Source organism: Spiroplasma chrysopicola DF-1 (assembly GCF_000400935.1).
Taxonomy (GTDB): Bacteria; Bacillota_I; Bacilli_A; order Mycoplasmatales; family Mycoplasmataceae; genus Spiroplasma; species Spiroplasma chrysopicola.
This window is the reverse complement of the sequence record NC_021280.1, coordinates 388169-408599: the sequence shown is the minus strand read 5'-3', so window position 1 is coordinate 408599 and position 20431 is coordinate 388169. Positions and strand designations below refer to the sequence as shown.

Below are 20431 nucleotides of genomic sequence, written 5' to 3'. Positions count from 1 at the left end.
ATAAATTAATTTTCGTTTTTTTAAAACATTTGGTTATAATCCTAAAAATCAATTTGGCTAAGAACACTAACATGATCAGCCACTAATTGGGGGTTAACACCAAAACGACTGGCTAATTGTTGATATGCATAATCAACGCCAAGCATCTTATTGGCTTGAGTAATAATCGCAATCGTTAAAACAGGAATCTCAAGCGTTGCTAATGAATCAGGGAAGCGATATAGATAATAAGCTTCTAATAAGTTTAAACATAAGTGGTATAAACTAGGGTTGTCATTATAAACTATTTCATCAAATAATTTTATCATCGTTTGATGATTATCATCATCATAAGTCCATTTTAATTTATCAGGGGTAGTTGTGAAAGTCATCTTTTTTTTAACAACTTTGATTGGGGTTGTAATTTCTTGTTCTTGCAACAGAAATAATACGCGAACTTTAATTGGATCAGCAATGGCTGGATTAACTAATAGTTCTGTAATTATTGGTAAAAAATTTCGTAAATTTTGGGCTTGTAAAATTGGGACAACCATTAAAAATTCATCAACTGACAATAAGGGTTGAGTTAAAACTGCGGTAATTTTAGCTGGCGTTCAAGGGTTATCAAGGTCTTTATCATATTTTATTTGGCTAGTAATCACCTTCGCCAAAGTTTTTAATTCTTTTTCAACCAGGTTAGGAACATAGGGCATTGCTAATTCATCCTTGATTTTTTCTTGGGCGTTCTGATATTGTCCTTGCGCAATTAAATTTTTAATTGTTGATAATAATTCATCATAGTAATTATCTTGTCCCATCACCATTCCCCTTTTCTTGTTGTTATTATTATAATTAATATTTAACCAAAATAAAACCTTATTTATTTTTTCTAAATAAGGTTTTGTTTTTTTCAATTTAATGGCGCCCACGGAGAGATTCGAACTCACGACCCTACGCTTAGAAGGCGCATGCTCTATCCTACTGAGCTACGTGGGCATATCTTAAATATCATAACATATCCCAGATAATTTTCAATATCATTTCCTTTTATTTATGTAAAAACCACACACATTTAAGACCACTAAATTCTTTAGAATAAATTTAGGAGGATTAAAAATGATAACAAGTATTATTACTGAAAATGAATTATATAAATTACATCGTGGTTTTAAAAAGTGGTATGGGCGTGTTGAACCAACTAAAGAAACAAATTATATCTATCATCATTTGTCAAATTATTTTAATTTATGCCATAAATACTATTTAAAAAGTCACTCATTAAACCAGTTAATTAAATTATTTTATAAAGGCAAACAAACATTTTATACATGATCAAATAAAATTAAAGAATTTTTATTAAATTCTTATGATTTTGAATGATTTAAAAAGACTTCAACACGACCAAAAACTATTCATTATCATTATAGTAAAATATATAAAAGAAAAATTGCTAAGATGATTAAAACATACCGAGAAAAATATGGCACAGGGATATATGAGTTTTATAATTTAACATTAGCAAATTATTTTACCTACCAAAATATGCCAATTAAACATAACATTAAAACATTAATAAAATGAGATAAAACATTTAATAATTATTCTAAGCGTAAAAATATAAAGAAAATATATCAACGTTATGAAATGCCCGAATTAGGACATGTTCAACATGATGTTAAAATATTAACTAAAAATATGACAGGTTACAAAAAAGATTTGTATATTTTTGATTACATTGATGAAAAATCACGTTATGCAGTGGCTTATGTTTCTGCGCATAAAACACAAGATATTGCTGCTAAACTATTTGAAAAAGCTTATTTTGAATTTAAAAATATTGGCATTAACATTAAGAGAATTCGAACAGACAATGGAACTGAATATGTATATAATCATCGTTCAAATTATGCTCATCGAAAAAGTGAATTTACAAAAGCAGTAAATAAAAAAGGAGTTGCTCATCAGACAACTCCAGTGCGTTCCCCACAGTCAAATGGGAAAATTGAAAGATTTCATCGTAACTGAAATAAGTTTTTTGAATATTTACCAAGATATCTTAAGGAAATTGATGATATTGAAAAACAAATTAAAATCTTTCTAAATTATTATAACAATATTCGACGACATAAGAGCATAAATCTTTTAACACCTGCTGAAGCTGTGTTAAAATTTTTAAAAGACTAACTGGTCTTAAATGTCTATGGTACCTTACAATTTCCTTTTATTTACGAGAATTTTAACAGTATAATTCTTCGGAAAAATCAAGGATTGAATAAACTGGAAATCGTTTTGGCGCTTGATTAAATTGACGATGGTGATATTGCTGGGCAATAATAACAACAGCCCGATAAATCATTACAAAAAAAACTCCATTTATCCCAAATTTAATTAAATTAAATGGCACTAAAATTGGAATCAAAATTCCCTTAAATCAAGTAATTACTTCAGGGGGGTAATTCATAAAAGCCCCATACATTGGTAAGATAAATAATCAGTTAAAAAAGGCCATTATAAAACTAACCCCAACTGTTGCTAAACCTAAGGCACAACTTAACGATAAATACTCAAGTTTTTTGCTATTTTTTTGGTTAGCGATGATTTTATTAAACAGGAATGTTAATCCTCAAAACAAAATAATAAAAACAAGATCAGCTAGCATTAGGGCAAAAACATCAATCGGCAAATCCCCCAAATATAGGATTCGTAATCACGAAACAACAATTGTAATAAATAAGGTATAAAACAATCCAATAATTTTTAAAGCCATTAAAAAAATAAAATCTGTTAATTCGATTTTTAAAAATGGGGCAGCCGGAAAAATTGATAAGTTAATTAGTTTACTGATTCATGATAATAAAACATATAACGCCACAATAATGGCTAAACTAACAATTTTTCTACTATTAATTTTAAAAATTTGCTGATATTTTTGGCGCATTATTTTAGCTCCTTTTTTGATTTTTATTAATTATAACTGATTTTTTTCGAAAGATAAATGGCAATTTCGTAATATAATTTAATTATATATGTTATATTAATATTTAGAATTAAAAAGAAAGAAGGAAAAAAATGAAAAAAGATAACATCGTACCCGTTATTATTGAAATTCCCAAGGGTAGCGCCAACAAATATGAATATGATAGTAAAACTGGTCGTATCTTCTTAGATCGTGTCTTATATGGGGCTAATTTTTATCCAGGTGAGTATGGATTTATTGAAAATACATTAGACTGAGATGGTGACCCATTAGATGTCATTTCATTAATTACTTATCCAACTGTCCCAGGTTGTCAAATTAATATTCGTGTTTTAGGAACAATTAATATGATTGATAATGGTGAAATTGATACTAAACTAATTGGTGTTGTTAATGATGATCCGCGTTTTAAACATATAAAAACATTAGATGACATTCCTCAGCATCTAAAGGATGAAATTGAAAACTTCTTTTTACAATATAAAGCCTTGCAAAAAAAAGAAGTACACATTAATGGTTGAAGTGGTTTAGACCAAGCTTTAAAAGAAATCAAGGAATGCCAAGAACGTTATTTAGAATATAAAACAATTTTAGAAACAGAAGGTAAAGAAAAAGTAATGGCTATTTGAAAAGAAAAAGGACTTGGTCAAGCTTAATTTGAATAAAATAAAAGGATTTATTATACTAATAAATCCTTTTATTTTATTTCCTTTTCAATTAAACTAACAATTTCTTCTGGGGTTTTCTTATTGGCATTAATAATTAAAACATTGAATTTATCTTTAATTTTTTGATATCATTCTTCATATTTTTGGTTTAGTAAAATTCAGTATGCCTTATCAACTGCTTGCTCACTGGCACGCCCTCTTTTTTTAATCCGTTCAATCGCAATGCTCGGATCAACTTGTAAATAAACAACTAAATCTGGTTTAATTTGGTCATCTAAATATAAGCTTTCTAATACAACAATATTATAAAATTCCATATAGACTTTATAATCAACTTCATTCATATAACCTAGTTCATAAAGAACATCAACAAAAATTGCATCTTCTAAAATACTACGATCAAAAATAATATTTGGGGTAATTTTGGCCTGTTTTAACTGTTTACTACGAGCCATTACCATATATACTTGCATTTTAAAGGCCATTGCTTTTGGGTCTTGATAATATGCATCTAGATAAGGATTTTCTTCAACTGGTTCATCCATGACAAGATAATTATGTTTTGCTCCTAGCATTTGGCTAATTGTTGATTTACCAACTCCAACAACACCCGCTAACGTAATTTTCATTTATTTAATCCTCCACTAATTGTTTTTCGGTTTTGCTATCACACCTAACCCAAAAAAGCGTTTAACTTCTTTTGGTTTTAAATGCCTTCATTCCCCAGGACGAAGTGTTTCATCTAATTCTAAAAAGGCAATTGCAACGCGTTTTAATTTTAAAACTTCTTTGCCAACCGCACTTAGCATCCTTTTAACTTGATGTTTTTTTCCTTCATGAATTGTCAAACTAACAACAGCATTATTTGTTTTGTCAGCATAGTTTAATAATTTTACCGTTGCCGGACTAGAAATTATTCCTGGTTCAATTTCCACCCCACGCGCTAATTGTTGTAATTCTGTTTTGCTAATGGCCCCATTAATTAAAACATGGTATGTTTTATCAACAACATGGCTAGGATGAGTAATAATATTAGCAAAATCACCATCATTTGTTAATAACAATAACCCACTAGTATCATAGTCTAAACGACCAACTGGATAAATTCGTTGGGAAATCCCTTGAATATAGCTTAATACTGTCCGACGATGCTGGGGATCAGACATTGTTGACACACAATTTCGTGGTTTATTTAACATAATATAAACTTTTTCACGGTTAATATTTTGCAATGGTTTATTATTAATTGCAATTTTATCGTATGGTCCAACTTTTATTCCTAGCTCACTTGTAACCACCCCATTAACTGTTACTTTCCCAGCGGAAATTAACTCTTCTGCTTTTCGTCGGGAACAATAGCCCGAATTGGCAATAACTTTCTGTAAACGTTCCATCTTATTTAAATAACTCCTCATCATCTTCTAATTTTGTTTCTTGCAATTCTGGTAACTCTGATAACGATGATAATTTAAAAACCTTTAAAAATTCTTCGGTTACTTGATAGTTCATTGGTTTCCCAGCAATTTCACTTTTACCAACTTCTTTAATTAATTCACGTGCTTTTAATTTGTGAATAACATTATCGGAATTAACGCCCCGTAAATCCTCAATTTCTGGTTTAGAAATTGGTCCCCGATAGGCAATTATCGCCAATGTTTCTAACGCGGCTTGTGATAGTTTACTTTCAAATTTATTATTAGCTAATTTTAAATAAAAACTATAATATTCTTTTTTGGTTGTTAAGCGGTATTTTTTGGCAAATTTGGTAATAATAAAACCACGACGAGTATTTTGTTGATACTCTTTTTCTAACTCAGTTAATAATAACGTTACTTCATTTGGTTCTAACTCTAAAACTTCACAAATTTCATCTAACATAATTCCTTCATCGCCAACTAAAAATAATAAACCTTCTAATAAAGCGATTTTTTCTGCATTATTCATCTGTTTTCCTCCTTGTTACTCCTGAAAAGTAAGATAAATTTGTTCTAAATGATCTGATTGTTCGATCACAATTTTTTGACTTCGCGCTAAATCAAGTAAAGCAATAAAACAAGCAACAAATATTTGTAGAGTTGGTTCAAAATGACTTAATAATTCTTCTAGTAATCATGTCTTTGTTGTCACCCCCATTAACTGGACAATTTTAACCGCCATATCTTCTGGAGACACTTCGCTAATCACAATATTTGATTGTAAGGGACGTTGTAAATTAATTCGTTCCAGCATTTTTAAAAAAGTATTAGCTAATTTATCAACATTAATTTTTGGAGATAATGGTAATTGTTCATCAGGAACTTTGTTACCTTTAATAATTGTTTTTGGTTTTGACAAATACTGGCGACCTTGTTCATGTTGTGCTTTAAAATACTTTGTTACTTCTTTAATTTTTTTGTATTCTAATAATCGGGCAATTAATTCATTGCGTAAATCAGTTTCGTAGTTATCTTCAATTTCCACTTCTTGTTTTGGAATTAATAACTTAGTCTTAATTTCAACTAAATAACTGGCCATCAACAAATACTCTGATGCCATTTCAATATTAAGGTCATTAACATTAGCTAAATAACCAGTAAATTGATCGGTCAATTGCGCTAAACTAATTGTAAAAATATCAAGTTCTTTGCCCTTAATCAGATGTAATAATAAATCTAATGGGCCAGTAAATTGTTCTAAATTAACTTCATAGCGCTCCATTGCCAATTTTCCTTTCTTAGTTAATAATCTCTTTAATTAAATAATAACGATATTTTTGCAATAATGAAATATTTTGATTAAAAATAATAACTGCCAAAAAAGAGTATATCATTTTATTTGATATACTCAAAGTCTGTTATTAATTATTGAATAATGTCATAAATTAGTTCTTGTTCTTTTGGAGCTTTTTCAACAATCCGATAAATTTTATCTGGTCATTCATAAATTACTTGGGTTGGGTAACGATTCGTGTATAATGTCATAATAACTTCATCTTTTTTAACGACATCACCATGTTTTTTATTTAAATAAATTCCTGCTCCATGATCAATTTCATCGGTCATTTCGCTACGCCCAGCTCCTAAACGCGAAGCTAAGAACCCAAGTTCACTAGTATTAAAGATTTCTAAATAACCATCTTGTTTTGCTTTAATTTCAATTACATTACTTACTTTTAATAAATTTTCAATTGTGGTTATATTTTCAATAATTGATAAATCTCCCCCTTGTTCTTTAATAAAAGCTTTAAAATAATTTAATGGCTCTGGGGTTTTTAAACGCGTTTCACAAGCAGCAAAGGCTTCATCTAGATTATCAAAAATCCCCCCTTGGCAAAGACTTAAAGCTGCTACTTTACAACTAATATAAATTAAATCTTGTGGCCCTCGTCCTTGTAGTACTTCTAAAACCTCAAAAATTTCAATTAAATTACCAATCGTATGTCCTAATGGTTGGGACATATTGGTAATAATAACTGCAACTTTTTTATTAAAATCCAAACCTAATTCAATCATAATCTGAGCTAATTCACGAGCTTCTGAATTACTTTTTAATAAAGCCCCACTACCACTTTTAACATCTAAAACAATCCCATCACTTCCTGTGGCAATTTTTTTACACATTACACTTGAAGCAATTAATGGCAATGAATCAGAAGTTCCTGTTACATCCCGTAATTGATAAATTTTTTTATCAGCAGGAACAATTTCTTGTGATTGAGAAATAATTGACATATTAGTTTTTTCAATGATTTTAACAAACTCATCGAAAGTAAAATTAGTTTTAAATCCTGGAAAACTTTCTAATTTATCAATTGTGCCTCCAGTATGACCAAAACCACGACCAGAAATTTTCGCAACTTTTAAGCCAAATGAAGCTACAAGAGGTCCATAAATTAATGAAACTTTATCACCAACACCCCCAGAAGAATGTTTATCCACTTTAAAACCAGGGATTTGTGATAAGTCATATGTTTCCCCTGAATTAACCATTGCCTCAGTTAAATAAAAGATTTCTTTGGCTGACATTGATTGAAAATAAACCGCCATCAAAAAAGCCGCCATTTGATAGTCGGGAATAATCCCATTTGTATATTCAGAAATTAAATAATGAATTTCTTCTTTTGTTAATTCTTGACCATTTTTCTTTTTTTCAATGAAATTTAAAATATCCATATTATCTATCCTAACTTTTTTTCTTTAATTCTTTTTTATATTCATGGTATGCTTTTTTATCATCAACATTGCCAAATTGATCAAGGCCTTTTTGAATGATTTGTTTAACATTATTGGCAATTAGATCAGTTGGTTTTGTCATAAACGTATCTGGTTTAATTGGTTTATGAAAAACAATATGAACATATTTACGTCCTTTTTTCTTTGCTTTTTTATTTAAAACACGATATGAATTTACGATTGATACTGGAATAATTGGGACATGGGCTTTTTGGGCAATTTTAAAACTCCCAGCTTGAAATTCCCCGATTTCTTCGGAATGGCTACGAGTTCCTTCTGGAAAAATCACCATTGTGCGGGGAATTCGAATTAACTCATTTGCCTCTTGCATTACTTCTAATGCTTGACGAGGATTTTTACGATCTAAGAATAAAACATCAATTAATGATAAAAATCGTTTAAAAATTTTATCATTTTGTAATTCCAATTTCGCAATAAAAGCACATGGAGCTGTTTTACTAAAATCATTTAAACTAAATAAAATTCCTGGATCAATGTTCGATTGGTGGTTTGCAACCATTAAACATCCTTTATCAATTCAATTATCACGATTGTGAACAATTAATTTAATATCAAAAAGTCATAAAAAATAACGACATTTTTTTTGTAATCAATGATAGCGATATTCTTCTGTTACTAAATTGGGGTCTCGCTTTACTTTTTTAGCCATACTTTTTGATTTTGTTAAAGTTCTTAAAAAGCGTGGCAAAGATAGAAAGACTTTTCAGCCATTAATCATCTAATTTTCTTCCTTCCTAATATATTCTTTTATAATAAAACCGGGTTTAACAACTTCACTTATTTGTTGAAAAGCCGTTATATCAAAGCCAGGAAAATAGGTATCTCCAGCATATTGTCCTTTAATTTCTGAGATAATTAACATATCTGCATAGGGTAAAAAATCCTCATAGACTTTTTTGCCCCCACAAATTAAAATTTCATTTGTTGGATTTTTACTATATTTCTCTATAATATTATCAAAATTATTAATAACTTCAACATCAACGTCATCAATTTTATAATCTTTTTGATGGGTTAATAAAACAATTTTACGATTAGGTAATTTTTTACCAATCCCCTCATAAGTTTTACGCCCAAACAAAATTGTTTTTCCCAAGGTTGTTGCTTTAAAATGGGCTAATTCTTCTTTTAAATGTCAAGGTAATTTATTATCCGCCCCAATTAAATGATTTTCATCCATTGCTCATAGTAATTTTATCATTAGACTGCGACAGCTCCTTTAATTAAAGGGGCTGGATCATAGTTTTCTAAAGTAATATCCTCATATTTAAAATCAAATAACGAATTAATGTTCTGATTTAATTTTAATGTTGGTAATGTGCGTGGTGTTCGCGTAAGTTGTTCATTTACTTGTGATAAATGGTTTTGATAAATATGGCAATCCCCAATACTGTGAACAAAATCACCAGGTTCTAACCCTGTTACTTGGGCAATTAAATAAGTTAATAAAGCATAGCTAGCAATATTAAATGGCACCCCTAAAAAAACATCAGCGCTACGTTGATATAATTGACAACTTAGTTTCTTATCTTCTGAAACATAAAATTGCATTAATGTATGACATGGTGGTAAAGCCATCTTGTTAATTTCCGCTGGATTCCATGCACTAATGATATGGCGACGAGAAAACGGATTACTTTTAATATTTTCAATTAATTGGGCTAATTGATCAACCCCATTAAAATTACGTCATTGTTTACCATAAACTGGCCCTAAATCACCATGGCGTTTAGCAAATTCGCCATCAGTTTTAATTTTTTCAACAAATTCGGCTAATGTTTCATTATTATATTCTTGTGATTTTTTAAATTTTTCATATGGTCATTCATTTCAAATTCGAACATCATTATCAACTAAATATTTAATGTTTGTATCTCCCGCAATAAACCATAATAATTCGTGGACTACTGACTTAAAGTGAATTTTCTTTGTTGTCAATAACGGAAACCCCTCTTTTAAGTTAAAACGCATCTGATATCCAAAATATGAAATTGTTCCTGTTGCAGTCCGATCTGCTTTTTCTTGGCCATTTGCTAAAACAAATTCAACCATTTTCAAATATTGTTTCATAATACTCTCCTCTTAATGTTAATTTACTATTCAATATTACCCTATTTGGTAAATAAAATCACTTAAAATGATTAAAAAACTATTGCTATTTTTATCTTTTTTATGTTAATATTAGGGTATTAAAGGGGTGAGAACAATGAAAAAAAAGTTTTTACAGATTTTATATAAAATTAAACTATCTTTTGGTCTGTTTACCCCAAAATCAACTTCACAAGTTTTATGAAATATTTTTAATAATAATGATTATGAGCAAGCCTTTATTATTATTAATGAAATTAATGAAAATAATGCGATTATCAATAATAATGAAACAGTTGTAATTGAAAAAAATGAACAAGAAATATTTTTGGCCCCAATTGCTAAAAAAATTAGTTCTCAACAACAAAATAATTTTTTAACAAGTCCATTATTAGTAATTTTAGGCTTTGTTTTATGATTTTTCTTAATTAAAGTAGTACAACTACCACCAGTAAAATCAATAAATTAAAAAAAATACAACAACTAAACCCTAAAATTAATATAAATTTTTCATATTTTTAAACCCTTTAAAAAATAAAATTAATTATAATAATAGTTATGAACTAGACATACTCCTGTCTAGTTTTTTTATTACTTAAAATAATAAAAAAAGATATTATTGCTAATATCTTTAGAATCATGGGTTAAAGGTTTTAGTAATTCCAAATCACCCATTTACAATTTCTTGGAACGCCGGAACATTGAAGTAAACAATTGTTAAGACTCCGACTGCAACTACTAAGATTACTAATAAACTAATTATAATTTTAGCTCATAAAGGTAATTTCTTCTTATTGGCACGTTTTTGTTCTCTTTCTCATACTTTTTTTGCTTTTGCATTGGCTCGTAATTCTTTTTTAGTTAATAATGCATTGTTTTCTGGACTTAAATTATCATAATTATCGTAATTTAAATCTTGATCATAACCATCATTGTAATTAACTGGGTAATTATCATCATTTTCATAATTATCTGAATAATATTGATTTTCATCATTAATAAATTCATTATCCATCTCATTAACATCGTTTCATTGATCAATATAATCTTCTTTGCTTGATAATTCTGGATTCATAATTGCAAAATGATTATCTGCTCCTAAACTATCATTATAGTTATCAAATTTATTTCCTTGGTTTTCTAAACCAAACGATTGTGAATTACGGTCTATATTGATTGGATTTTGACCAATCACACCTGGTTGGTTTGGTTGGTAATAATTTTGTTGTGGATACTGTTGATATCCTGGACCAGGTTGGAATTGGTTAGTTGGTTGAACATTTAAATAATATGGATTATTTTGTTGTTGACCATAAGCAAGGTTTATCGGATTAAATGCTAAATTTTGAGGATTAACATCATACATGTTCATACCATGCATATTATTTTGTTGACCATTATTAATGGCTGGTAAAACATAAGGTTGATAAACAATAGCTTGATAAATTGGTTTGTTATAGTGAATTGATTGCTCAGGACCACCCATCCCCATTTGATTAAAACCAGGAACACGACCTTGTTGTGCATATTGTGAAAATAATTGTTGACCCATAAATTGATTATATGGATCGCCCATAATTGGCATTCTTGGGGCTGGGTATTGCGCTGGATTAGATAGTGGTGTTAAATAACCATTATTAAAACCAGGAACAACATTATTTTGTTGTTGATTTTTTAGCATTTGATTTTCTTGCACCAATTGATTAATTAAATCATTGTTACTATTTTGACCTGGTGCTTTTGGTTGACCTGTTGTCTGTACCGTTTGACCTGTTGTCTGTCTTTGATTTACAGGCTTATTCTCAACTGTCGTTTTAACTGGATCACTAGGTCTCATTGGTTTTCCAGCACCATTTACTTGGTTTGATCCTGGTTGTGGTCCGTTACTATTAATCCCTTGATTTGTTTTTATCCCTGTACTTGCATTTGCTCTATTTGCAAATGTTTGTGAATTATTTTGGCCAATTGGTTTATTATTTGCCATCTTTACATTATCAACTAACTTATTATTAATTAATGGCCCTGGTTTTGATTCACTAACATTTCCGCTACCTTTGCTTTGATTATTCATAGTTTAACCCCCTGTATTAATTTTTACCCGTACATTAATATTATACTACAAAAATCAAAAAATTTCTAAATTTTCTTGCTTTTATTATAGGCACAGTATATAATATTATACTAAATTCCCAAGTCATAGGTTGTAAAAACGCTTTAAATTAAGGCTGGTTCAGTTTGTGCGGGCGGTTTTTTTAAAAACGAATTCTTACGTTTCGATAAAAAAACAGCTAAAATAATCCCAACAATTACCCCTGAAATTAAATCATTTAAACCAATTACTAAAAAATAATATCAGTTACTATAAGTTGTTCCATCATCAAAAGCATGCGCAATAAAATAGCCAATAATAACTAGAATCGGTAAGATAATAATTGCACGTAACGATGAAACAATAGTGGCTAATCTTGTTTTATTAATCCCTTGGAATAAAGTTGTTGCGGTAAAAGAAATTCCAGCTAAAGGAAAACTCATCATCATCAAAACAACCCATCAACGAACCTCACTCACATTTTCGGGAGGAAAGGCAAAAACACGCATTAAACTAGGAGCAAACAAGAGACAAATGAAAAAGACTATAACTAATCACCCCGTGACTAAAATATAGCTTCGTCATGAAATTTGATAAATCTTATGATACTGTTTGGCCCCATAACTATAACTGATTAAAGACTTGCTACCTTGACTAATCCCTAAGGCAACAGAAGTAAATAACATTATTCAGGGGCTAATAGCGCTATTATATAGTTGTAGCATTGAAGAACCATATTGATTGCGTTGTTCAACTTGACCTGGTAAATAAGCAATTATTGTTGCCGAAAGAATTGCCACTGAAGCAATTGCTAGGTTATTTAAAAACGATGGTAATCCTAACTGAAAGATTTTTTTAAGATTATTTTTTTTCAAAATGTAAAGATCATGTCAGCGAAAACGTAAATATGAATCATGGTTTTTATATATAATAGTCATACTAATTGCAATCGAAATAGCTCACGAAACAATTGTTCCTAAGATTGCCCCTTCTAATAATAAGTGACCTGCCTTAACAAAAATAATTGCAAAAACAGCATTGATAGGAATTGATAAGACGGTAATTAAAGCAGCTCATTTCCCTTTACCATCGGCTCCTAATAAAGTTAATAATAAAAAGTTAATAAACATTAATGGGCTAGCAATTAACATTGGTCAAATATAACGTCAGGTTAAATCTTGGATGATTCATGCCCCTTTTTTTGATAATTGGATAAAAATAATGATATTATCTCATTTTGGATAAACTAAGGTGAAAACAAAAAGACCAGCAAAAAGAGAAAAAAGAACTGTAATTGTCATGGAATTACCAGAAATAATTTTAGCCTCTTCGCGGTTAACTTGACCATAGCGATAAGAAAACGAAATTGATGCTCCTAAAGCAGTTAAAACAGCAAAGGAAAATAACAAGTTATAGATTTGGGAAGAAACTTGGGTCGCAATATTAACAAATTCTTTTGCAATTTGTTCCGATAAAATGCCATTATTGACGTTAATATTATTTTTATATCATTCAAGATATGGTTGATAATCCAGGACATTTTGTGTTACAAACGCCAACGAAATTAACTTATCAATTAGCGGATAAGATGCTGAAATTGTCATAACAAAAATTGTTGGTAAAGAATAGATGAAAACTGCTTTTCATAGATTTTCATAGCGTAATTTTAATTCATTTTGTGATAGTATTTTCATTTAGACTCCCATTGGTTGATTTTTAATAATTATAGATTTAAATTAATTTTAGAACATCGCTGATATGCTCAACCGCTTTAACATTTCGTCATTCATGTAGAATATTAAAATCATTATCAAGCATAAAAGTACTACGTTCAATTCCCATAAAAGTATTATTAAACATTTTCTTTTGTTTTAAAACATTAAAAGTATTACATAATTGTGAATCAACATCACATACTAATGGAAATTTGATATTATTTGATAATTTAAATTGTTGTTGTTTTTTTGGTACATCGCGGCTAACCCCAATTACACTATATCCTGCTTGCATAAATTGATCATAAAGCCTATTATATTCAACTGTTTCTAAGGTACAAGCACTAGTATTTGCTTTTGGAAAAAAATAAATAATATAACCCTTTGCTTGTTGAAACTCACTTAACAAATGTTCAATATTATCCGAAAATAGTAATTTTGTTGTTTTTAAATCCATAATAATAACCCCTTCTTTCTTTTACCATAAAAAAAATAAACTAATTATTCGTAAAATAGTTTAATTAAATAATTAGTTACTTCTAGTTTATTTTTTAAGATATTAAATGATAGTTTTAAGTTTAAGAATATTAAGTACAATGAAATTTCTGAAATTGTAAACTTATATTCAAGTTCGGAAATTTCTGTTTCCACAGCTTGAACCTCTTCTGAAATGCTATCATAATCATCTTTGACGGCACTATTTTTTAAACTAGCTCTTTCTTGTAAATCACTAATGTCTAAATTAATATCACTAACTGTTTGCATTAGTTCATTTAAGCGTTGTTCAATTTTTTCTTCGCGTAATGTCATATTACTATCTTTATGTTCCATATTCTCACCTACTTATGAATATAATATATCATAAATATTTAAAAAAGAAAGCCTCTCCCGAAAAACTAAATTATCTTAGTCTTTTTACTTAAAAATAAAAAAACTGATAATAAATCAGTTTTTTCTTGTTTAGTAATTAATTACTAAACCTTTTAAGCGTGTTACAGAATTAATAGTTTCGCGAATTCCTTGTACTCCTTGTCCTGAATCTTTAATTCCTAAAAATGGGAATGAGTCTGGGCCACGTTGAGATTTACTATTAATATTTACCGTTCCTGTTTCTAATTGATCAGCGATTAAAAAGGCGTGATCTAACTTATTTGTAAAAATACTTGCTTGTAAGGCAAAATTAGAATCATTAGCAATTTTAACCATTTCGGCAACTGATTTACAACGAATAACTGGTAAAACAGGGCCAAAAGGCTCTTCTCATGCTAACTTCATCGCTGTTGTCACATGGTCAAGCAATGTTGGGGCTAACAAATTTCCTTGGCAAATATTACCTGTCACTAATTTTGCTTGATGTATTAAAGCATCATCAATTAACTCTTGAACAAAATCAGCTGATTTTTCGTCAATAATTGGAATCACTGTGGCATTATCTAGCGGTGAGCCAACTGTTAATTTTTCAACTTCTGTTTTTAACATGCTAACTAATTCGTCAGCAACTTCTTCGACGACTAATACCCTTTTAATTGCTGTACAACGCTGCCCTGAGTATGAAAAGGCCCCAGCCATTATTTCTTTAACTGTTTTAGCTAAGTTAGCATCCCCTAAAACTAAGGCTGGATCTTTTCCCCCTAATTCTAAGACTAATTCTTTCCCGTTACATTTTTGTTTAATTTCATTTCCAACATTAACTGAACCAGTAAATGAAATTAAATCAATTTCTGGGTTTGTAATTAATAAATCACCAATATCACGACCACGACCAGTCACAACATTAATTACTCCAACTGGAAACTTTGCTGCGTGAAATAATTTTGCCAAAAATAAGCCTGTTAAACTACCATTTGTTGCTGGTTTAAAAACAACGGTATTTCCCATTATTAAACTTGGCGCAATTTTAGAAATACTTAAGTTGACTGGATAATTAAACGGTGAAATTGCTAAAATAACTCCTTTTGGAATTCTTGAAAATATTCCTAATTTATTTTTAATATTTCACCCATCCCCAGTTAATGTTTCGGGATGAACACGTTTTGCTTCTTCAATTGTATAGTCAATGTATTCAATGCTTCGTTCAATTTCAACTTCGGCATCTTTAATGCCCTTTCCAACTTCATAAGCCATAATTTTTGCTAATTCATTTTTATGTTCCAATAATAATTGGCTTCAATGTTTTAACAATTTAATTCTTTCAAACAAGGTTGTTTTTTTTCATGTTGCAAATGATTGACGAGCAGCTGTAAAAGCACGATTAATTTCGTTTGCTTTTAATGCTGGTACTCTTCCACATGGTTTTAAATCAATTGGGGAAATAATTTCAAGTCATTCATTATTATTAATCATCTCGCCATTAATTAAGGCGTTTAATTCTAAATTCATTTTTTCTCTTCTCCTTACTTTTGGATATATTTTATTATTTTTTTACCAATAATAAAAGGGCTTTTTCAACTTAATTAATTTTATTTGTTGCTAAAAAATCAGTTAAAAAATCTTGTGCTCTTTTAACATAAGCTTGATATTTTTCTAACTTTGAAGTAAACTTTTGGTCAATTAATGGGGGAATAATCCCAAAATTAGCTTTCATTGGCTGAAAGTTATCGCGATCAGCATGTAAAATATAATTAATCAAAGCACCAATCATTGTCTTTTTTGGAAAAACAACGGCTGGTTGTTTTTCTAAATAATTAACTACATTTAAAGCTGTGACAATTCCACAGGCACTAGACTCAACATAACCTTCAACCCCCGTAATTTGCCCGGCAAAAAAGACATTAGGATGGTTTCTTAACTGTAAGCGCTCATTTAATAATAATGGAGTATTAATATAATTATTTTTATGAATTACACCATAGCGAACAATATTAGCTTGTTCTAACCCAGGAATTAATTGAATAATTCGTTTTTGTTCCGGAAACTTGAGGTTGGTTTGAAAGCCAACAAGATTATATAATGTTCCAACGGCATTATCTTGGCGTAATTGGACAACCGCATAAGGGCGTTCACCCTCTTTTTGTCCTAAGCCAACTGGTTTTAAGGGTCCAAATAACGGGGCATGGATACTACGTTTCGCCATTACTTCAATTGGCATGCAACCTTCAAAATAGATTTCTTTTTCAAAGGATTTAAGTTCAACAGTTTCAGCGTTAATAAGTTCATTGACTCAATGCTCATACTGTTCTTTGGTCATTGGACAATTAAGATAATCTGCACTATCCCCTTTATCATAACGAGATTTAAAATAAACTTTTGTTAAATCTATACTATCTTTAGTAACAATTGGGGCAGCAGCATCAAAGAAATAAAAATAATTCGCCCCAATTAAGTCTTGTAAAGCTGTTTGCATTTTTGAGGTTGTTAATGGTCCCGTTGCCACAATTGTTATTTTTGTTAAATCAATGGTAATTACTTCTTCGTCAATGACTTTAATATTAGGGTGATTACGTAAGTAAGTTGTGATGGCGTTTGAAAACTGGTCACGGTCAACCGCTAAAGCATCACCAGCCGGTACTTGGTTTGCTAAAGCATTTTTAATTATTAAAGAATCTAATTGCGCCATTTCCGCTTTCAACAACCCTACCCCTGTTGTAATGCTGTTACTGCGTAGGGAATTTGAACAAACTAACTCGGCAAAAGTATCTTGTTTTTGAACAGGATTTTTTTGTTTTGTTTTAACTTCATATAAGTTAACAAAATATCCCCGTTTTGCTAATTGATAAGCTGCTTCTGTACCAGCTAACCCAGCACCAATAATATTAATTTCTGGTTTTTTCATGCTTACTCTTGCTCCGCGGTTAAATTAGCATATTGTTTTAAATAGTCATTATATTTATCTTGTTCAATTTTAATTTTTTCCGGGCTAGCTTTGGCTAAAAAATTAGCATTTTCTAAAATATTTTTACTACGAGCAATTTCTTTTTCTAAGCGGGCTAATTCGGCAGTTCTTTTTGTAGTTTCCAGTTCATTATTAATAACCCCTTCAGCTTTTAAATAAAGTGTGTAATGTTCTAAAGGAACCGCAATGTATTCTTTGCTTTCTCCAAATGATGTTACAACGCTAGTAATTTCACTATTTACTAAACGAATAATAAACTTATTAATACTATCAAGTGCTGTTGATAATTCTTGTTCTTGTTCCAAAGTGGTTTTAATAATTAAACTTAATGCTTGCGTTTTTGGAATTTGATATTGGGTTCTCAATTCACGAATTAAACCAGTAATCTTTACCACTTCATTTAAGAAATTAGTTTGATAAGTAAAAGCAAAAGTTGGATATTCTTCGAGCATAATTGATGGTTTTAAATTTAGGGTTTGATAAATTTCCTCGGTAATAAAAGGTACAAAAGGATGAAGCATAATAATAATTTGTTTTAAAACAAAGAATAAAGTTTGCTGCGTTCCGATCATAACTTCTTGATTATCACTTCCTAAATTAACTTTTGCTAATTCAATGTATCATGAACAAAACTTGTTTCAAATAAAATCATATAAGTCTTTTGCTACTAGCACAAACTCATATTTTTCCATATTTGCCTTCACAGCTTTAACTGTTAAAGTTAACTCTGATAAAATTCAACAATCAATAATTGATTCTTGGTGATGTTCGATAATTGGTTTAATTTCTTTTTGATAGTCAGGGAATAGTTTAAAATCTGCTGGGCGATTCATTTCAACAAAACGCGCGGCATTTCATAATTTATTTAAAAAGTTCCAAGCCGCTTTAATTTTTTCTTCTGAATAACGTAAGTCTTGACCGGGGGCACTGTTAGTTACTAAAAAATAACGTAAGGTATCAGCGCCATATTCACTAATAACATCCATTGGATCAATCCCATTTCCTAATGACTTACTCATTTTTTGACCCTTTTCATCCCGAATTAAACCATGAATTAAAACATCATTAAATGGTTTATTATTAGTAAACTCTAATGATTGGAACATCATTCGTGAAACTCAGAAGAAAATAATATCATAACCGGTAACTAAAACATTAGTTGGGAAATAATGGTTAAATAATTCTTCGTTTCAGTTTCATCCTAATGTTGTGAATGGTCATAATGCTGAAGAAAATCAAGTATCTAAAACATCTTCATCTTGATATCAATCGGTTTCGTTAGGTGGCTCTGTTCCAACAAAAACTTTACTTTCATCATCGCGGTGATATCACGCTGGAATTTGATGCCCTCATCATAACTGGCGAGAAATGCATCAGTCTTGGATATTTTCCATTCATGTTTGTAATGTTTTATCAAAACGGGGTGGAAAGAAATTTATTTTATCTTTTGAACTTTGGAATTTTAAAATTTTGTCAGCAAAATAATCCATTTTAACAAATCATTGTTTTGATAAATAAGGTTCAACAACAACCCCACTACGTTCAGAAAAACCAACTTGGTGAACATGGTTTTCAATTTTAACAACTAAATCTTGGGCCGTTAAATCATTAACCAGATTAGTACGAGCCGTAAAACGATCTTGGCCTTCGTATTTACCAGCCATTTCATTTAATGTACCGTCTAAATTCATACAAATTGGCATCGCTAAATTATGACGCTTCCCAATTTCAAAGTCATTAGCATCATGGGCTGGGGTACATTTCATTGCTCCCGTTCCAAAATCTTTTTCAACATAATCATCGCAGATGACTGGGATTAATTCCCCATTTGCTGGATTAATAACTTGTTGATTTCAATATTGTTGGTAACGTTCATCAGTTGAATTAACAACAACACATTGATCGGCAAACATTGTTTCAGGACGAGTTGTTGCAATTGATAAAAATTCATTTGTACTATTCGCCAAAAAGTATTTAAAATAATACATTTTGCCAACTTGTTCTTGGTAAATTACTTCAATATTTGATAACGCTGTTTTTTGTTTTGGATCTCATGAAATAATTTTTTTTCCTTGGTAAATTAACCCTTTTTCGTAAAGATCAATAAAAACTTTTTGGACAGCGCCAGATAGGTTATCATTTAAAGTAAATTGCTCTTTTGAATAGTCTAATGCTAACCCTAATTTTGCTCACTGATCCCGAATAATTTGAGCATATTCTTCTTTTCATTCTCAAACTTGATCAATAAATTTTTCACGACCTAAATCATGGCGCAGTTGATTTTTTGTTGTTCTTAACCGTTCTTCGACTTTTGCTTGCGTCGCAATCCCGGCATGATCCATTCCTGGTAAATATAAGGTATCATACCCATTTAATTTTTTATAACGAATAATTAAGTCTTGTAAACTTGTATCTCAGGCATGACCTAAATGTAATTTTCCTGTTACATTTGGGGGTGGGATAACAATACTAAACGCTGGGTTATCTTTTGTTATTTTTGCTGTAAAATAACCTTTGTCAACTCATGTTTGGTATTTATCTTGTTCAACATTTTGGGGATCATATTTTTTAGCTAATTCTTTTTTCATTTTACTGTTTTTCCTTTCTAAATAAAAAACTCCTATTAAAAAATAATAGGAGCAATTATTTGCATAACTACGGTACCATCCTGATTTTAATAAAATAAAAATTTTATTATCTTAATTTAAGATATTAAATTATCAGATTAGCAACCTTCATTACATAAATAGGTTAATTTTTCAGCAACCATTAACTCTCTGTAAACTATTTATAGTAATTACTCCTCTAATCTTGTCATTTTAATTATAATGAATTGTTTAGGAAAAACAAG

20 protein-coding genes and 1 tRNA gene are annotated in these 20431 nt (G+C 29.9%); 3 read left to right on the top strand and 18 right to left on the bottom strand.

What is annotated here, in order from left to right:
* Positions 1 to 41 precede the first annotated feature (41 nt).
* Complete coding sequence (locus SCHRY_RS01895) at positions 42 to 797, bottom strand: DUF3196 family protein (protein WP_016338783.1); 756 nt, start codon at positions 795 to 797, stop codon at positions 42 to 44.
* 101 nt (positions 798 to 898) lie between these two features.
* Positions 899 to 975: transfer RNA gene (locus SCHRY_RS01890), tRNA-Arg, on the bottom strand.
* Positions 976 to 1095: 120 nt separating this feature from the next.
* On the opposite strand from SCHRY_RS01890, the gene SCHRY_RS01885 reads away from it, so the two are divergent.
* Positions 1096 to 2163, top strand: a complete 1068-nt coding sequence (locus tag SCHRY_RS01885) for an IS481 family transposase (RefSeq protein ID WP_016338484.1) — start codon at positions 1096 to 1098, stop codon at positions 2161 to 2163.
* A gap of 52 nt (positions 2164 to 2215) precedes the next feature.
* Here the strand turns inward: SCHRY_RS01885 and SCHRY_RS01880 are convergent, their stop codons facing one another.
* Positions 2216 to 2917 (bottom strand): ECF transporter S component, encoded by a 702-nt coding sequence (locus SCHRY_RS01880; RefSeq protein WP_016338782.1) that lies wholly within the window; start codon positions 2915 to 2917, stop codon positions 2216 to 2218.
* A gap of 131 nt (positions 2918 to 3048) precedes the next feature.
* On the opposite strand from SCHRY_RS01880, the gene SCHRY_RS01875 reads away from it, so the two are divergent.
* A complete protein-coding gene (locus tag SCHRY_RS01875; protein WP_016338781.1) occupies positions 3049 to 3612 on the top strand; it encodes an inorganic diphosphatase in 564 nt (187 codons plus the stop codon).
* Positions 3613 to 3653: 41 nt separating this feature from the next.
* Here the strand turns inward: SCHRY_RS01875 and SCHRY_RS01870 are convergent, their stop codons facing one another.
* The 8 genes from SCHRY_RS01870 to thyA form a co-directional block, all read right to left on the bottom strand.
* On the bottom strand, positions 3654 to 4253 hold the full coding sequence (locus tag SCHRY_RS01870; RefSeq protein WP_016338780.1) for a deoxynucleoside kinase: 600 nt from the start codon (positions 4251 to 4253) through the stop codon (positions 3654 to 3656).
* A gap of 15 nt (positions 4254 to 4268) precedes the next feature.
* On the bottom strand, positions 4269 to 5018 hold the full coding sequence (locus tag SCHRY_RS01865) for a pseudouridine synthase (RefSeq protein WP_016338779.1): 750 nt from the start codon (positions 5016 to 5018) through the stop codon (positions 4269 to 4271).
* A 1-nt stretch (position 5019) separates the two neighbouring features.
* Complete coding sequence (scpB, locus tag SCHRY_RS01860) at positions 5020 to 5568, bottom strand: SMC-Scp complex subunit ScpB (protein WP_016338778.1); 549 nt, start codon at positions 5566 to 5568, stop codon at positions 5020 to 5022.
* 15 nt (positions 5569 to 5583) lie between these two features.
* Positions 5584 to 6321, bottom strand: a complete 738-nt coding sequence (locus tag SCHRY_RS01855; protein WP_016338777.1) for a segregation and condensation protein A — start codon at positions 6319 to 6321, stop codon at positions 5584 to 5586.
* Between the two features lie 143 nt (positions 6322 to 6464).
* Positions 6465 to 7775: a thymidine phosphorylase gene (locus tag SCHRY_RS01850; RefSeq protein WP_016338776.1), complete on the bottom strand. Its 1311-nt coding sequence runs from the start codon at positions 7773 to 7775 to the stop codon at positions 6465 to 6467.
* 10 nt (positions 7776 to 7785) lie between these two features.
* Positions 7786 to 8574 carry a lysophospholipid acyltransferase family protein gene (locus tag SCHRY_RS01845; protein WP_016338775.1) on the bottom strand — a complete coding sequence of 263 codons (789 nt, stop codon included), beginning with the start codon at positions 8572 to 8574 and terminating at the stop codon, positions 7786 to 7788.
* Positions 8575 to 9057, bottom strand: coding sequence for a dihydrofolate reductase (locus SCHRY_RS01840; protein WP_016338774.1), 483 nt, complete (start codon positions 9055 to 9057; stop codon positions 8575 to 8577).
* Positions 9057 to 9926 (bottom strand): thymidylate synthase, encoded by an 870-nt coding sequence (gene thyA, locus SCHRY_RS01835; protein ID WP_016338773.1) that lies wholly within the window; start codon positions 9924 to 9926, stop codon positions 9057 to 9059. The genes SCHRY_RS01840 and thyA overlap by 1 nt, the downstream gene beginning before the upstream one ends.
* A 136-nt stretch (positions 9927 to 10062) precedes the next feature.
* Between thyA and SCHRY_RS01830 the strand changes: the two genes are divergently transcribed.
* Positions 10063 to 10413, top strand: coding sequence for a hypothetical protein (locus tag SCHRY_RS01830; protein ID WP_016338772.1), 351 nt, complete (start codon positions 10063 to 10065; stop codon positions 10411 to 10413).
* A 162-nt stretch (positions 10414 to 10575) separates the two neighbouring features.
* On the opposite strand, the gene SCHRY_RS01825 is transcribed toward SCHRY_RS01830, so the two are convergent.
* From SCHRY_RS01825 to SCHRY_RS01795, 7 genes are all read right to left on the bottom strand, one after another.
* The gene (locus tag SCHRY_RS01825) at positions 10576 to 12015 is read right to left on the bottom strand and encodes a hypothetical protein (protein WP_016338771.1); all 1440 of its coding nucleotides are present in this window, start codon (positions 12013 to 12015) and stop codon (positions 10576 to 10578) included.
* A gap of 143 nt (positions 12016 to 12158) precedes the next feature.
* Positions 12159 to 13727, bottom strand: a complete 1569-nt coding sequence (locus SCHRY_RS01820; protein ID WP_016338770.1) for an MATE family efflux transporter — start codon at positions 13725 to 13727, stop codon at positions 12159 to 12161.
* Between the two features lie 37 nt (positions 13728 to 13764).
* Positions 13765 to 14205, bottom strand: coding sequence for a peroxiredoxin (locus SCHRY_RS01815; RefSeq protein ID WP_016338769.1), 441 nt, complete (start codon positions 14203 to 14205; stop codon positions 13765 to 13767).
* A gap of 44 nt (positions 14206 to 14249) precedes the next feature.
* Positions 14250 to 14579, bottom strand: a complete 330-nt coding sequence (locus SCHRY_RS01810) for a hypothetical protein (RefSeq protein ID WP_016338768.1) — start codon at positions 14577 to 14579, stop codon at positions 14250 to 14252.
* Between the two features lie 129 nt (positions 14580 to 14708).
* Complete coding sequence (locus SCHRY_RS01805; protein WP_016338767.1) at positions 14709 to 16127, bottom strand: NADP-dependent glyceraldehyde-3-phosphate dehydrogenase; 1419 nt, start codon at positions 16125 to 16127, stop codon at positions 14709 to 14711.
* A gap of 70 nt (positions 16128 to 16197) precedes the next feature.
* Positions 16198 to 17520, bottom strand: coding sequence for a methylenetetrahydrofolate--tRNA-(uracil(54)-C(5))-methyltransferase (FADH(2)-oxidizing) TrmFO (trmFO, locus tag SCHRY_RS01800; protein ID WP_016338766.1), 1323 nt, complete (start codon positions 17518 to 17520; stop codon positions 16198 to 16200).
* Between the two features lie 2 nt (positions 17521 to 17522).
* Entirely contained in the window at positions 17523 to 20168 is a 2646-nt protein-coding gene (locus SCHRY_RS01795; protein ID WP_016338765.1) for a valine--tRNA ligase, read from the bottom strand.
* Between the last annotated feature and the right edge of the window lie 263 nt (positions 20169 to 20431).